At 72.9% G+C, this 12,743-nt stretch carries 14 protein-coding genes and 1 pseudogene; 3 read left to right on the plus strand and 12 right to left on the minus strand.

Annotation, left to right across the window (positions count from 1 at the left end):
* The first annotated feature begins 78 nt into the window (after positions 1–78).
* A complete protein-coding gene (locus ACYQ77_RS26400) occupies positions 79–804 on the plus strand; it encodes a DJ-1/PfpI family protein (protein ID WP_459715895.1) in 726 nt (241 codons plus the stop codon).
* 51 nt (positions 805–855) lie between these two features.
* On the opposite strand, the gene ACYQ77_RS26405 is transcribed toward ACYQ77_RS26400, so the two are convergent.
* On the minus strand, positions 856–1,488 hold the full coding sequence (locus ACYQ77_RS26405; RefSeq protein ID WP_459715897.1) for a hypothetical protein: 633 nt from the start codon (positions 1,486–1,488) through the stop codon (positions 856–858).
* A gap of 133 nt (positions 1,489–1,621) precedes the next feature.
* The gene (locus ACYQ77_RS26410) at positions 1,622–1,789 is read right to left on the minus strand and encodes a hydrophobic protein (RefSeq protein ID WP_184809515.1); all 168 of its coding nucleotides are present in this window, start codon (positions 1,787–1,789) and stop codon (positions 1,622–1,624) included.
* Positions 1,790–1,927: 138 nt separating this feature from the next.
* Between ACYQ77_RS26410 and ACYQ77_RS26415 the strand changes: the two genes are divergently transcribed.
* A complete protein-coding gene (locus ACYQ77_RS26415; protein WP_459715899.1) occupies positions 1,928–2,419 on the plus strand; it encodes a hypothetical protein in 492 nt (163 codons plus the stop codon).
* On the opposite strand, the gene ACYQ77_RS26420 is transcribed toward ACYQ77_RS26415, so the two are convergent.
* Positions 2,385–3,353 (minus strand): ribose-phosphate diphosphokinase, encoded by a 969-nt coding sequence (locus tag ACYQ77_RS26420; protein ID WP_459715902.1) that lies wholly within the window; start codon positions 3,351–3,353, stop codon positions 2,385–2,387. The genes ACYQ77_RS26415 and ACYQ77_RS26420 overlap by 35 nt on opposite strands.
* A gap of 56 nt (positions 3,354–3,409) precedes the next feature.
* Positions 3,410–4,519, minus strand: a complete 1,110-nt coding sequence (locus tag ACYQ77_RS26425) for an NAD(P)/FAD-dependent oxidoreductase (RefSeq protein ID WP_459715903.1) — start codon at positions 4,517–4,519, stop codon at positions 3,410–3,412.
* Positions 4,520–4,645: 126 nt separating this feature from the next.
* On the opposite strand from ACYQ77_RS26425, the gene ACYQ77_RS26430 reads away from it, so the two are divergent.
* The gene (locus ACYQ77_RS26430) at positions 4,646–4,843 is read left to right on the plus strand and encodes a ferredoxin (protein WP_459715905.1); all 198 of its coding nucleotides are present in this window, start codon (positions 4,646–4,648) and stop codon (positions 4,841–4,843) included.
* Between the two features lie 103 nt (positions 4,844–4,946).
* Here the strand turns inward: ACYQ77_RS26430 and ACYQ77_RS26435 are convergent.
* From ACYQ77_RS26435 to ACYQ77_RS26470, 8 genes and pseudogenes are all read right to left on the minus strand, one after another.
* A pseudogene (locus ACYQ77_RS26435) lies at positions 4,947–5,224 on the minus strand (TetR family transcriptional regulator); the annotation flags it as partial.
* Positions 5,225–5,402: 178 nt separating this feature from the next.
* Entirely contained in the window at positions 5,403–6,212 is an 810-nt protein-coding gene (locus tag ACYQ77_RS26440; protein ID WP_459715906.1) for an HpcH/HpaI aldolase/citrate lyase family protein, read from the minus strand.
* 8 nt (positions 6,213–6,220) lie between these two features.
* On the minus strand, positions 6,221–7,690 hold the full coding sequence (locus ACYQ77_RS26445; protein ID WP_459715907.1) for a dihydroorotase: 1,470 nt from the start codon (positions 7,688–7,690) through the stop codon (positions 6,221–6,223).
* Positions 7,683–9,137 (minus strand): MmgE/PrpD family protein, encoded by a 1,455-nt coding sequence (locus ACYQ77_RS26450; protein WP_459715909.1) that lies wholly within the window; start codon positions 9,135–9,137, stop codon positions 7,683–7,685. Before ACYQ77_RS26450 ends, ACYQ77_RS26445 begins: the two co-directional genes overlap by 8 nt.
* Positions 9,134–9,958: a cyclase family protein gene (locus ACYQ77_RS26455; protein WP_459715911.1), complete on the minus strand. Its 825-nt coding sequence runs from the start codon at positions 9,956–9,958 to the stop codon at positions 9,134–9,136. The genes ACYQ77_RS26450 and ACYQ77_RS26455 overlap by 4 nt, the downstream gene beginning before the upstream one ends.
* Entirely contained in the window at positions 9,958–11,154 is a 1,197-nt protein-coding gene (locus ACYQ77_RS26460) for a CaiB/BaiF CoA transferase family protein (RefSeq protein ID WP_459715913.1), read from the minus strand. Before ACYQ77_RS26460 ends, ACYQ77_RS26455 begins: the two co-directional genes overlap by 1 nt.
* Entirely contained in the window at positions 11,154–12,383 is a 1,230-nt protein-coding gene (locus tag ACYQ77_RS26465; protein WP_459715914.1) for an MFS transporter, read from the minus strand. The genes ACYQ77_RS26460 and ACYQ77_RS26465 overlap by 1 nt, the downstream gene beginning before the upstream one ends.
* The gene (locus tag ACYQ77_RS26470; RefSeq protein ID WP_459715916.1) at positions 12,380–12,733 is read right to left on the minus strand and encodes a hypothetical protein; all 354 of its coding nucleotides are present in this window, start codon (positions 12,731–12,733) and stop codon (positions 12,380–12,382) included. The genes ACYQ77_RS26465 and ACYQ77_RS26470 overlap by 4 nt, the downstream gene beginning before the upstream one ends.
* Positions 12,734–12,743: the final 10 nt, after the last annotated feature.

A 12,743-nucleotide genomic window follows, 5' to 3' on the forward strand; every position in this document is an offset into this window, starting at 1 on the left:
ACGTTTCCGGGGCGGGCGGCGGCGCCGCGGTTAGTTTGGGATGCGACCCTGCCGTCGGATCCCTTGCGAGGTAAGGAAATGAACCGCCGCGAACTGCTCCGCTCCACGATGGGTGCCGCCACCGCCGCCGCGGTCGCCGGGCTCGTCGGGCCGTCGACCGTCGCCGCCGCGACGGCCGCCGGGCGCAGCAGGGCGACCACGTTACGCGTGCAGATCATGATGTACGACGGGGTCGAGGAGGTCGACTCGATCGGCCCGGCCGAGGTGTTCGACATCGCGCGGGTCTACTACGACGCGAAGATCGACGTGAAGTACGTGACCGTCGACGAGCCGCGGGTCATCACGATGAACCGCGGCGCGAAGATGGTGGTCGAGCACCGCTGGCGGCCGCGCGAGGCGGACATCGTCGTCGTGCCGGGCGGCGGCTGGCGGGACCCGTCGGCGCCGGGCACGCACGTGGAGATCGCCCGCGGTGTCATCCCGCGCGCGCTCGCGGACGCGCACGACGGCAGGCGGATCATCGCCGGGGTGTGCGTCGGCGTGATGCTGATGTCGGCGGCCGGGCTGACGAAGAACCGCCCGTGCACCACCCACAACCTCGCCAAGGAGCGGCTCGCGGCCGAGGGCGGGATCATCAAGAAGGCCCGCGTGGTCGACGCGGGCACGGTGGTCACCGCCGGCGGTGTCACCTCCGGCATCGACGAGGCGCTGTGGCTCGTGGAACGCGAGTTCGGCCCGGACATGGCCGTGGGTGTCGAGGGCGTCCTCGAACACGAGCGGCGCGGGACCGTCTGGCGCGCGTGAGACGACCGCGGGCCCCGCCGGACCGGTCCGGCGGGGCCCGCGGTCACGTGCTCAGCGTTCGTCGTCCTCGCTCTCGGGGACGACGCGCTGCTGCTCCTGGACGTCGGCCGGGTCGGCCTCCGTCGTGTCGCCCACCGGCTCGAGGCCGGGTTCGTCGTCGGTCAGGGCCAGCTGCTGCTCGAGCAGGTCCGCCTCGTTGCCCGTGGGTTCCACCATTGCCGCCTCCAGTCGCTCCGGCTGCTCACTCCAGTGCAGCAACCCGATGGTCATCGTCAGCGCGCGGCGCACGGTGTCGAGACCGGTGCGGTGGTCGACCCCGCGCACGGCCAGGTCCAGCTGGAACGACGCGTCGTCCGGGCTGTTGTTCAGCTCGGCGAGCATCGCCCTGATCGTCGCGCGCACCGGGGGTTCCAGGTCGTCGATGCCGACGCGGTCGTTGTCGTCGTCGCGCAGGTCGATCGCGAACGCGGCGCGGTCCCGCAGCGGGCCCGCGCTGTGCCGCACCGCCGTGGTCGCCACGTTGATCAGCTCGGCGACGATCTCCCGCACGTAGGGGCGCAGCTCGCCCTCGGGGTGCGCCGCCACGGTCTCCAGTGTCTCGGTCAGACCGACGGGATCGGCCTCCAGGACGCAGTGGACGAGCTGGTGTGCGGTGGCCTGCGCTTCCGGGTCCTCGCTGCGCATCGCTGTTCTCCTCGGGCTCGGCCGTGGTTCCCCGACCGGGTGCCCGCGCGCGCGGGTCCTCAAACGTCCCCGGACGCGCCGGTGGCGGCCGGGGACGCGCCCCGGCCGCCACCGCGGCACACGAGTTCCTCCTCTACCAGCGGTACCAGCGACCCGTACCACCGCCGACCGGGCGACGCAGGACGAAGCCGAGGAGCCACAGCACGAGCAGCACGCCCGCGACGATCCACAGGGCCTTCACCGCGAACCCGAAACCGAACAGGACGAGGACCAATAACAGCACCAGAATCAGAGGAAGCATGACACGCCTTTCTGTGATGTGTTGCCCCACCTCGTGAGCTACCCGGCCGATCCCCTGGTAAACGCACCATTCAGCCGGTTTCCTGCAAGTTGCGTGCGGGTACCCGGCGGGCGTACACCGGAACGAGAGGTGCAAGCCATGGACAGCAGCAGCTATGTGGCGTTCCTCGTCATCGGCACCGTGCTGGTCCTGATCGACGGGCAGATCATCTACCGCAACGGCCGTCGATTCCTGCAGCAGGCCACCCCCAACGCTCCCGCGGAGTCACTGACGAAGCTCGTGTCGGTGCTGTTCCACCTCGGCACGCTGGGCGTCCTGGCGTTGATCTCCACGATCGACGTGCCGGGCGACGACTCCCAGCTCCAGAGTGTCGTGGTGCGCCTGGGGATCATCCTGATCGTGCTCGGGATCGCGCACTGGATCGCGGTGTCCGCGCTGGCCAGGATCCGTGACCGCGAGGAGTACGAGGAATACACGTCAGCCGAGCGCGAGGCGCGGCGCAAGGCGCACGAGGCCGCGTTGCGCGCACAGGGCACGTACGTGCCGGAGCCGACCGAAAGCCCTGCCTACACGGGGGAAAGCGCCACGGCGGTCGTCAACCGGCAGCAGCAGCAGTACCCGCCGCGGTAGGCGCGTCGAACAAGGCGCTCACGGACTCGCCGTTGTGGATCCGGCGCATGGCCTCGGCCAGCGCGGGCGCCACGGAGAGGACCGTCAGCTTGTCGGAGCGCTCGGCGATCGGAACGGTGTTGGTGCAGACGATCTCGGTGACGTCCGCATGACCACCGATCCGGCCGAGCGCTCCGGCCGCGAAAAGACCGTGCGTGCAGGCGACCCGGACGGACCGGACGTCCCGTTCGCGCAGTTTCGACAGCAGCTCGATGACCGTGCTGCCCTTCGCGATCTCGTCGTCGAGGACGATCACGTCGCGGCCGGTCACGTCACCGATGATCGAGGTGATCTCCACCCGGTCGTCGGTGAACCGCTGTTTGGCCCCCGCCGCGACCGGCACCCCGAGCAGCCGCGCGAAGTGCGAGGCCTCCTTGGCGTTGCCGAGGTCCGGGGACACCACGATCGTGTTCGACAGGTCGTAGCGCCGGAAGTACCCGGCCAGCTCCCGCAACGCGTGCAGGTGGTCGACGGGCACGCTGAAGAACCCGTGCACCTGCGGTGAGTGCAGCGTCATCGCGAGCACCCTGCTCGCGCCCGCGGCCACGAGCAGGTCCGCGACGAGCCTGCCGCCGATGGAGATCCTGGGGGCGTCCTTCTTGTCCGATCGCGCGTAGGCGTAGTGCGGCATGACGACCGTCGTGCGTGCCGCCGACGCGCCACGCGCGGCGTCGAGCATCAGCAGCAGCTCGACGAGGTTCTCCTGCACCGGCGCGACGAGCGGCTGGATCAGGAACACGTCGCGTTCGCGGCAGTTCGCCTGGAGCTGCACCTCGATGCAGTCGTTGGCGAACCGCTTCACCCGCACCGGGCGCAGCGGCACCTCGAGGTGGTCGCAGATCTCGGCCGCCAGCTCGGGATGAGCGCTGCCCCCGAATACGGCGATCTCCCGCAATGCTCTCTCCCCTGCTCTCGACGGCGGCCACCGCAGCCTAGCGTGAGCAGCGGCGGTCAGAAGGTCGTCGGGATCGACGGGTGGCGTTGGACGGCCGCCGCGCTGCGCACGACGACCTCCTTGTACAGGGCGGCGAGGCGACCGGTCAGCACGGCCTCCTTCGGCCGGTCGTCGGCGTCGACGAACTGGATGAGCCCGTCCCGGCGGCCGAGGCTGATGCACTGGTTCACGTACCGGAACCGGAACGGCTTCGCCGCCCGCCCGTCGCGGCGCGCGAGGAGCGCGCGGACCGCCTGCTGTGCCGCGGGCAGACCGGTGGCGCAGGCCATCCGCAGCTCCTGTCCGCCCGGCTTGCGCACGGCCGCCGCGTCGCCGACGCCGTAGACGTCCGGGTGGGACGTCGACCGCAGCGTCTCGTCGACGATCATCCGGCCGTGGGCGTCCACCGCGAACCCGGCGTCCTTCGCGAGCGCGGGCACGGTGAAGCCGGTGGTCCACACCACCACGTCGGACGGGACGCGCTCGCCGCCCGCCAGGACCACGCCGTCGGCCAGCACCTCGGCGACGGCCACGTCGTCGCGGACCTCGATGCCGAGCCGGGCGAAGGCGCGGCGCAGGTGCCTGCGTGCCTTCTCCGACAGGGCCGCGCCGAGCACCCCGGCGGTCACCAGGCGGACCTTCAGGTCCGGGCGCTGCTCGGCCAGCTCGGTGGCGGCCTCGATGCCGGTCAGTCCCCCGCCGACGACCGTGACCACGTCCCCGTCGCGCAGCCGGGCCCGCAGCCGCTCGGCCTCCTCGGCCACGGCCACCGTGTGGGCGTGCTCGGCGGCACCCGGCACGGCCGCGAGGTCCATGCGGCTGCCCAGCGCGTAGACCAGCGTGTCGTACGGCACCCGCTCCCCGCCCGCCAGCACGACCGCCTTGCCGTCGGTGTCGACGGCGGTGGCGCGGTCGACGACGAGGCGGATGCCGGTGCCCTCGACCAGCTCCGACAGCGGCCGTTCCCGCACGTCCTCGCCCGCGGCGACCTGGTGCAGCCGCACCCGCTCGACGAACCGGTCCCGGTCGTTGACGAGTGTCACCGCGACGTCCTTGGCCCGCGCCGCCGCCTGCGCCGCGACCTGCCCCGAGTAGCCGGCGCCGAGAACCACGATCCGAGTTGTCATGTTCGGTCCCCTTTCTCCGGTGTGTGGACAGAAATCCGGCGAGTTTCGTGACACCTTGAGAGCGAGAGTCAAGTCACACCGCGTACGGTCGTCAGGGTTCCCGTGAGTGACTGGAGGTACGGAGTCATGCGAATCGTCACGGACACCGCGCGCTGCGTGGGCGCGGGCCAGTGCGCGCTCACCGAGCCGTCCGTGTTCGACCAGAGCGACGAGGACGGCACGGTGGTGCTGATGATCGACGAGGTCGACGGCGACACCCTCGCGAACGTGCGGGAGGCCGTCGACCTCTGCCCCAGCCAGGCCCTTTCGCTGAAAGAGGAGTGAGCGGCAGCCCCCAGCACTGTGCGTACTCGAACGTCACACAGAGTCGGGGGCACTCACGCGGCGAACCCCAGCGCGGTGTTCATCGCGGGGCGGGCCACGCTCGTCACCGTGGTCCGCGGTGCGCGGCGTGGTTCGTGACCGGTGCTCGCCACAGGCCGACGAGTCCGTCGACGCGTCCGTCGACGCGTCCGTCGGCGGCGTCCCGCCACGTGGTTCTCGGGCTCGGGGTGCCGTCGGCCTGGGCTCGCTCGCCCCGACCATGATCGGCCGCAGCGCGGGGTCGGTCATGACCTGCGCGCCGAACCGGGCGAACCACGTCGGGCTGCCGGCGGACTCGAGGTGCTCGGCCATCGGGCGCACCAGGCAGCCGATCCAGTCGCGCCGGCCGCCTCGCTGATCCGCCGGTTCGGCATCCCGCCTGGGGGAACCATGCTGTGTGGACGGTCGGCCGAGGGGCTCGGGCCGGTGGGCGTGCCCGGCGGGTTGCCGGAGCTGCCCGCACGGCTCGACCCTGGGCGAGGCGCACGGCGTCCGCACCGCGCTGACCCGCCCCGGGCCGTCACGGTTCCTGGAGACCCGCTGACCGGGCGAGCACCTCGCGCGCGGAGCGGACGACGGCCTCGTCGACCATCCGGCCGTCGGCGTCCACGGCGACGCCCGTGCCCGGGGACAGCAGGGCCACGGTCGCGCGCGCCTGCTCGACCTCCTCGGCGGACGGGGTGAAGACCGCGTTGATCGTGGCCAGCTGGGCCGGGGTGATCGCGGTGCGGGCGCGGAAGCCCTGCCGCAGCAAGAGTTCCGTGGTGCGGCGCAGGTCGGCGAGGTCGCGGACCGCGGTGTGGACCGGGCCGACGGGCGGTGCGAGCCCGGCCGCGGCCGACGCGACGACGACGGCCGACCGGATCGGCCACAGCTCCTCGCGGTCGGGGCCGGGCCGCAGGTGCAGCTCCCCCGCGAGGTCCGCCTCCCCCAGCCCGAGGCGGACCACGCGAGGCGACTCGGCCACCGCGTGCAGATGGCGCAGTCCGCGCGCGGTCTCCACGAGTGCCAGCACCGGCACCTCCCGCGACCCTAACAGCACGTCCACTTCGGACAACACGGCGGGCTCGGCCTTCGGCACGACCACGCCGGCGAGTCCCGGCCGGTCCGCGATCGCCGCCAGGTCCTCGGCGAGGGTGTCCGCGTTGACGCGCACCCACGCGGTCGCGGTGTCCAGGTAGGACGCGACCGCCGATCGCGCCGCCCCCTTGTTCGGCACGGCGACGGCGTCCTCCAGGTCGGCGATCAGCGTGTCCGCGCCCCGGCCCGCCGCGCCCGCGAGCAGGCGCGGCTGGTCGCCGGGAACGTAGAGGTAGCTGCGCGCGGTCATGTGCCCGGTCATGCCCCCGTCGGCCGCTTGAGGTACCGGCCGACCGGTTCGCCGACGACCTTGCCGGACTCGAGCACCCGGTGGCCGCGGACGAACGTGTCGGTCACGGCCGCGGTCATCGAGAAGCCCTCGAACGGCGTGTACTCCTGTGTGGACTCCGAGTCGGCGGCGCGGACGGTCCAGTCGACGTTCGGGTCGACCAGCGCGATGTCCGCGTCGAAGCCCACGCCGATGGCGCCCTTGGTCCGCAACCCGAACCGGGTGGCCGGGTGCCACGCGGTCAGCTTGGCGATCTCGCCGAGCGGCAGGCCGCGCTTGGTGCCCTCGGTCACGAGCCCCGGCAGCAGGTACTCGGCGCCGCCGAAGCCGGACTTGGCGAGGAACACGTTGTCGCGCGGGTCGCCGAACTTCTGCTCGTCGCGGCAGCACGCGTGGTCCGACACCACCCAGTCGACCTCGCCTGCGAGCACGTGCTGCCAGAGGGCCTCGACGTCGGCCCGCGGCCGGATCGGCGGGTTGACCTTGGCGCCGAGCCCGGACGCGGTGTCGATGTCGGCGAGCAGGTGCCCGACGGTGACCTCGCGGCGGAACCGGATGTGCGGGAACGCCGTCGCCATCCGCAGCGCCGCGTCCATGGCCTTCGCCGACGACAGGTGCAGCAGGTTGATGGTCGGCAGGCCGGTCTCGTGCGCCAGGTAGGACGCGATCGACACCGCCAGGCCCTCGGAGTGCTGCGGACGGGACGCGCTGTAGGCGGCGAGGCCGGTGAGCGTGCCCTCCTCCTCGACCAGCTTGGTGTACGCGGTCATGATCTCCGCGGTCTCGCAGTGCAGCGACAGCGAGATCTCGTCGGCCAGCTCGGGGAACTGCTCGCGGGCGGCCTGGATGCCGCGCATCACGAACTCGAAGTGCGCGTAGTCGTACCGCTCGCCATCGGGGATCATCAGGAACGAGTTCTGGTCGGCGGACCGGCCGTGCAGGCCGTGGCTCCCGTAGAACATGAACACCTTGAACGAGGTGACGCCGTGCTGCTCGACCAGCGCGGGGATCTCGTTGATGTGCTCGCGCATCATCGGCGCGAGGTGGTAGGCGTAGTCGACGTAGGCCTTGCCCTCGGTCAGCGCGAGCACCTCGGGGAACACGTCGGCGTACGCGCCGCCCTTGTTGAGGTAGTACTGGCCGGTCCGCATGTAGTTCAGCGCGGACGTGACACCGCCCTGCGCGCAGGCCCGGCTCTCGGACGCGGCGTCGACCGGCAGCGGGTTGTAGATGCCCCAGTGCTGGTGGGCGTCCACGACACCGGGGAACGCGAGCTTGCCGCCACCGTCCACGACGGACTTCGCGGACGCCGGGTCGATGCCGGGCGCGACCCGCACGATCGTGCCATCGACGACGCCGATGTCGGCGCGCTGGGCTTCGGGCCGGTCGTGGTGGACGACCTTGACGTTGGTGACGAGGAGGTCGAGCTGGTCAGTCATGGTCGTCTCCCGGTGTCTCGAGAAGGGTGAGGGGGCGCAGCAGCACGGCGAGGTCGGCGACCGAGTCGAGGCTCAGCGCCAGCTCCCGCACGGTCGCCGCGGTGACGGGGGCGAGGCGGCCCGCGACGTTGTCGGCGAACTTCCTGGCCAGCTCCGCCTCGGACAGCGGCCGCCGCGGCCCGCCCCGGTTGGCGAGCGCCTCGGCCGTGTGCGCGCGACCGTCGGCGGTGCGCACGGTGACGATCGCGGGGAACTGGTTGGGGAAGATGGCGTCGCAGCGGGCGTCGCCCACGACGGTCACCTTCGCCATCAGGGCGCGCCGGGCCGGGTCGGCGGCGAGCGCGTCGGTGAAGTCGGCGAGCCCGGCGCCGAGGCCCGACCCGCCGAGCAGCCCGGTCACCACGGCGTACGGGCCGCTGAACTGGGCCTGGTACCCCGTTTCCGGGGCACGTTTGGTCTCGATCGGCTGGCCGATCGTGCGGATCACCGCGGTGGGCACGCGCAGCTCGATCGCCTCGATGTCGTCGACCGGCACGCCCCGGGCACGCAACTCGGCGCCCGCGTCGATCGCGGTGTGGGTGAAGTGGTTGGCCGGGTAGGGCTTGAAGAAGATCCCGGGCACCGCCCACTCCTCGCCCAGCCCGGCCGCGACCTGGTCGAGGTCGGTCTGGTCGCGCAGGAACGCCTGGAAGAAGCCGAACCGGCCCTCGAGGACGGTCGGCGGCCCGGTGAACCCGCGGCGCACCAGCCCGGCGGCGGTGACCGCGGACTGGGCGGCCCACCCGCAGTGCAGCCGCTTGACCGTGCCGCCGGTGCGGTTGGCCTCGATCACCCCGGACGCGAAGGACGCGGTGACGCCGAGCGCGTGCAGCACCCCCTCCTCGCCGAGCCCCGCCAGCAGCGCCGCGGCGGCCGCCGCGCCCATGGCGCCGCAGATGGACGTGGCGTGCTGGCCGTGTTCGAAGTAGACGGAGTTGCCGAGGTCCCGGTCGTAGCCGGCCATGCCGAGCCGGACCGCGATCTCGAGGCCGACGGCGATGGCGGCCACGGTGTTCCTGCCGGAGGCGCCCGCGGCCTCGGCCGCGGCCAGGGCCGCCGGGACGACGCTCGCGCTGGGGTGCAGCACCGACGGGAGGTGCGTGTCGTCGTAGTCCAGCGAGTGGGCGAGCACGCCGTTGACGAACGCGGCGCTCGCGGCGGGCACGCGCTCGGCGAGCCCGATGGCGCTCGCCTGCTGCCGCCCGCCCTGCTCGGCGGCGTGCGCGAGGATCGCCCGGCTGGTCGGCAGCGCCTGCGCGGCCACGCACAGCCCGAGCACGTCGAGCACGCGCTGCCGCACGCTGGCGACGACGTCGGCCGGTGGCCCGTCGGCGTAGGTCCGCGCGGCGAAGGACGCGAGCCGCTGCGCGAGGGTGGGCGTCTCCCGGTCGATCCGCACCGCGGTCATGCCCCCACCACCGCGAGCGGCCGGACCGGGGAGCCCGTCGCGCCGAACAGGGGCAGCGGCGACAGCACGAACAGGAACTCGTGCACGCCGGCCGCGGCGACGCCTTCCAGGTCGAGCGCCTCGATGATGTAGACGCCGCGTTCGACGAGCAGCACGCGGTGCGCGGGCAGGCTCGCGTGCCCAGCACCGGGCGCGAGGCGCTCGAAGGCGATGGTGTCGGCGCCGACGGCGTGCGCGCCCCGGTCGGCGAGCCAGACCGCGCCCGCCTCCGACACACCGGGCACGCCGGTGGTCTTCCCCTGGTACACCGAGGGGTCCGGGTCGTCGAACAGCCGGCCCCAGCCGCTGCGGACCAGCACCACGTCACCGGGACGCACCGCCGTGTCCTGCCGCTTCTCGGCGGCCTCCAGGTCGGCGGGCGTGATCTCGTAGCCCGCGGCGCAGCCCTCCCGCACCCCCAGCGCGGCGGGCACGTCCAGCAGCACGCCGCGGCGGACCATCGGCTTGATGGTGTGCGCGCCCAGCTCGACGAACTTGCCGCCGCGCCCGGCCTCGAACGCGTCGGAGCCGTCGACGAGCTTGCCGTTGTGCGAGACGTGGGCGAACGCGTCGATGTGGGTGCCGACGTGCGTGCCCATGGTGATCATGTCGTTGGCGGCCGACCCGCCGTCGGCGCGGACCATGTCGCCGTGGCGGCGGGGCAACGCGTGCCAGAACGCCGGGTGGTTGGGCGACTGCGGCATCCCGACCCGCAGCTCACGGCCGAGGTCGTGGATGGTCAGTCCACTCTCGACGGCGGTCAACAGTGCTTCGGTAGTCATCAGGCCACCACCCGCTCCGCGCGCAAGCGCGCCAGCTCGTCCGCGTCCACTCCCAGTTCCCCCAGTACCTCGTCGGTGTCGGCGCCCAGCGCCCGGCCGGTGAACCGGATCCGGCCGGGCGCGCGCTCGGCCCGCCACATCACGTTGTGCATCAGCAGCGGACCGAAGTCCTCGTCCTCCGCGGTGGTCAGCATCCCGGTGGTGCGGACGTGCTCGTCCTCGACGAGGTCGCGTGCGCTGTAGACCGGGGCGATCGCGGCGCCCGCGTCGGCGAACGCGGCGGTCACCTCGGCCTCGGTGCGTTCGGCGATCCAGCCGCCCACGTACTCGTCGAGCAGGTCGGCGTGCCCGGCGCGGCCGAGCCCGGTGGCGAACCACGGCTCGGCGATGACCTCGGGGTGCCCGACCAGCTCCATGACCCGCTCGGCGATCCGCTGCGCGCTCGTGGACACGGCGAGCCAGCGGCCGTCCTTGGTGCGGTAGGTGTTCCGGGGCGCGTTGTTGGTGGACCGGTTGCCGTGCCGCTCCCCCACGATCCCGAGCTGGTCGTAGACCATCGGGCCGGGGCCGACCGCGTCCATGATCGGCTCCAGGAGGTTCATGTCGATGACCTCGCCGCGGCCGCCGTTCCGCTCCCGGGCGTACAGCGCCATGACCGCGGCCGACGACGCGGCGACACCGCAGATGCTGTCGGCGAGCCCGAACGCGGGCAGCGTGGGCGGGCCACCCGCCTCGCCGGTGAGGTGCGCGAAGCCGCTCATGGCCTCGGCGAGGGTGCCGAACCCGGCACGCGAGGCGTACGGACCGGTCTGGCCGAACCCGGTGATCCGCACGATCACCAGCGCCGGGTTGACCTCGTGCAGCTTCTCGGGCCCGATGCCCCAGCGCTCGAGGGTGCCGGGGCGGAAGTTCTCGACGAGCACGTCGGCGGTGGCCGCGAGGCGCAGCAGCAGGTCCGCGCCGTCGGGTGTGGACAGTTTCAGGCCGACGGTGCGCTTGTTGCGGGAGATCTCCTTCCACCACAACGGGATCCCGTCCTTGGCCTCGCCGTGGCCGCGCATGCCGTCACCGGCCTCCGGGTGCTCGATCTTGACCACGTCGGCGCCGTGGTCGCCGAGGATCCGGCAGCACAGCGGGCCGGCGAGGATCGTCGAGACGTCCAGCACCCGCACCCCGGTGAGAGGTCCGTCCTGCATCAATCCCCCTTTGTTCCGCTATGTGTAACGCCGGTCCGCTCAGAGGTTAGGTCGCGGTCGGCATGAAGGTCAACCTCGGTGGGCCGTGCCGTGTGTGAGACCCATCGCCAGATGCCGCCGTTGACCGCCGCGACCAGGCCCGCGACCGCGGCGAACACCGCCATGGCGAGCCATCCGGCGCCGTAGCCGTACCGCTCGGTGAGCGCGCCCATGAGCAGCGGACCGGCGATCCCGCCCGCGCAGCCACCGGCCTGGACCAGCGCCGTCGACGCGCCCGGCGCGTCCGGGTGGGACTGCACGACGGCGAGCCCGAGCACGCCTGTCCAGCCCCAGCCCGCGCCCCCGGCGAGCAGCGCACCCGCCCACGCGGCTGGTGCCGCGGGCACCACGAGCAACGCGAACCCGGCGGCCCCGGCCAGCAGCAGCGCGGCCGAGGTGGCCCGGCCGGGCACCCGGACCCCGAGGAGCCCCAGCAGCAGCCGCACACCGATGGTCACGGCGCTCGTGGCGGCCAGCGCCACCCCGGCCGTGCCCGCGGCCATCCCGAGGCCGACGCCGTGGCCGACGAAGAACGTGGAGAGCGCGGTCGCGGCCGCCGACCCGAGGAAGAACATCCCGGTGACCAGCAGCAACGGCGTGATCGGCCGCAGCGGCGCCTGGGTGGGCCGCCGGTCGGCCCCGGACATGGCCGGGACGGGCAGCAGGAGCACCAGCGCCACGAGCACGGCGCCGATCCCGAACACGACCCGCCAGTGCACGACCGCCGCCAGCGTGGGCACGCACATCCCGGCGACCAGCGTGGCCGCGGGGATCGACGAGCGTTCCAGCGCGAAGGCCAGTGGCCGCCGCCCGGACCGCACGACCCGGGCGATGATCATCCCGCCGACCGGTGCGGCGACCGTCGACCCGACGCCACCGACCGCCATCGCGACCAGCAGCCCCGGGTAGGTCCCGCCGAGCAGCGCGACCGCGGCCAGACAGGCAGCGGCACCCGCGACGGCGAGCCGCGCGGACAGGCGCGGGCCCATCCGGTCGACGATCCGGCCGCCTGCCGGCAGCAGCACCGCGCCGACGCCGAAGAACACGGAGACGACCGCGCCCAGCTGCGTCGCCGACAGGCCGAGGTCCGCCCGTACCGCCACGCCGACCGCCCCGACCAGGTAGAGCGGGAACATGTAGCCCGCCCCGATCAGGACGGCGAGGGTGACCGCGCGACGGGCGGCGGTCAACCCCAGATCTCGTCGGCATAGGTGATGTTCACGTCCGTGCGCCAGCCCGTCTCCGGGTCCTGGCCCCACTTCTCCCGCCACGTCGCCGCGTGCGCCAGCACCGCCGGGTCGCCGTGGTGGAGCCGGCCGCCCGCGTGGAACGCGTCGAGGTCGTCGACGAACATGAGGTCGAAGTGCCGGAACCACTCCTGCCCGCGCGCGTTCTGCCGCACCACGTAGTTGGCGTAGTTCTGGATGCCCGGGTGCTGCCGGAAGACGGGGTAGTCGACCGTCCGCGTGTACTCGGCGTACTCCTCCAGCGGGACACCGGGCTTGATGTTGTAGGTCAGCAGGACGAGCTTGCGGGCCATGGGGTTGTCC

This window comes from Actinophytocola sp. KF-1, from assembly GCF_054661535.1.

Coding starts and splice junctions, on each gene's coding strand:
- ACYQ77_RS26400 (WP_459715895.1), top strand. CDS start 79: ATGAACCGCCGCGAACTGCTCCGCTCCACGATGGGTGCCGCCACCGCC.
- ACYQ77_RS26405 (WP_459715897.1), bottom strand. CDS start 1,488: ATGCGCAGCGAGGACCCGGAAGCGCAGGCCACCGCACACCAGCTCGTC.
- ACYQ77_RS26410 (WP_184809515.1), bottom strand. CDS start 1,789: ATGCTTCCTCTGATTCTGGTGCTGTTATTGGTCCTCGTCCTGTTCGGT.
- ACYQ77_RS26415 (WP_459715899.1), top strand. CDS start 1,928: ATGGACAGCAGCAGCTATGTGGCGTTCCTCGTCATCGGCACCGTGCTG.
- ACYQ77_RS26425 (WP_459715903.1), bottom strand. CDS start 4,519: ATGACAACTCGGATCGTGGTTCTCGGCGCCGGCTACTCGGGGCAGGTC.
- ACYQ77_RS26430 (WP_459715905.1), top strand. CDS start 4,646: ATGCGAATCGTCACGGACACCGCGCGCTGCGTGGGCGCGGGCCAGTGC.
- ACYQ77_RS26440 (WP_459715906.1), bottom strand. CDS start 6,212: ATGACCGCGCGCAGCTACCTCTACGTTCCCGGCGACCAGCCGCGCCTG.
- ACYQ77_RS26445 (WP_459715907.1), bottom strand. CDS start 7,690: ATGACTGACCAGCTCGACCTCCTCGTCACCAACGTCAAGGTCGTCCAC.
- ACYQ77_RS26450 (WP_459715909.1), bottom strand. CDS start 9,137: ATGACCGCGGTGCGGATCGACCGGGAGACGCCCACCCTCGCGCAGCGG.
- ACYQ77_RS26455 (WP_459715911.1), bottom strand. CDS start 9,958: ATGACTACCGAAGCACTGTTGACCGCCGTCGAGAGTGGACTGACCATC.
- ACYQ77_RS26460 (WP_459715913.1), bottom strand. CDS start 11,154: ATGCAGGACGGACCTCTCACCGGGGTGCGGGTGCTGGACGTCTCGACG.
- ACYQ77_RS26470 (WP_459715916.1), bottom strand. CDS start 12,733: ATGGCCCGCAAGCTCGTCCTGCTGACCTACAACATCAAGCCCGGTGTC.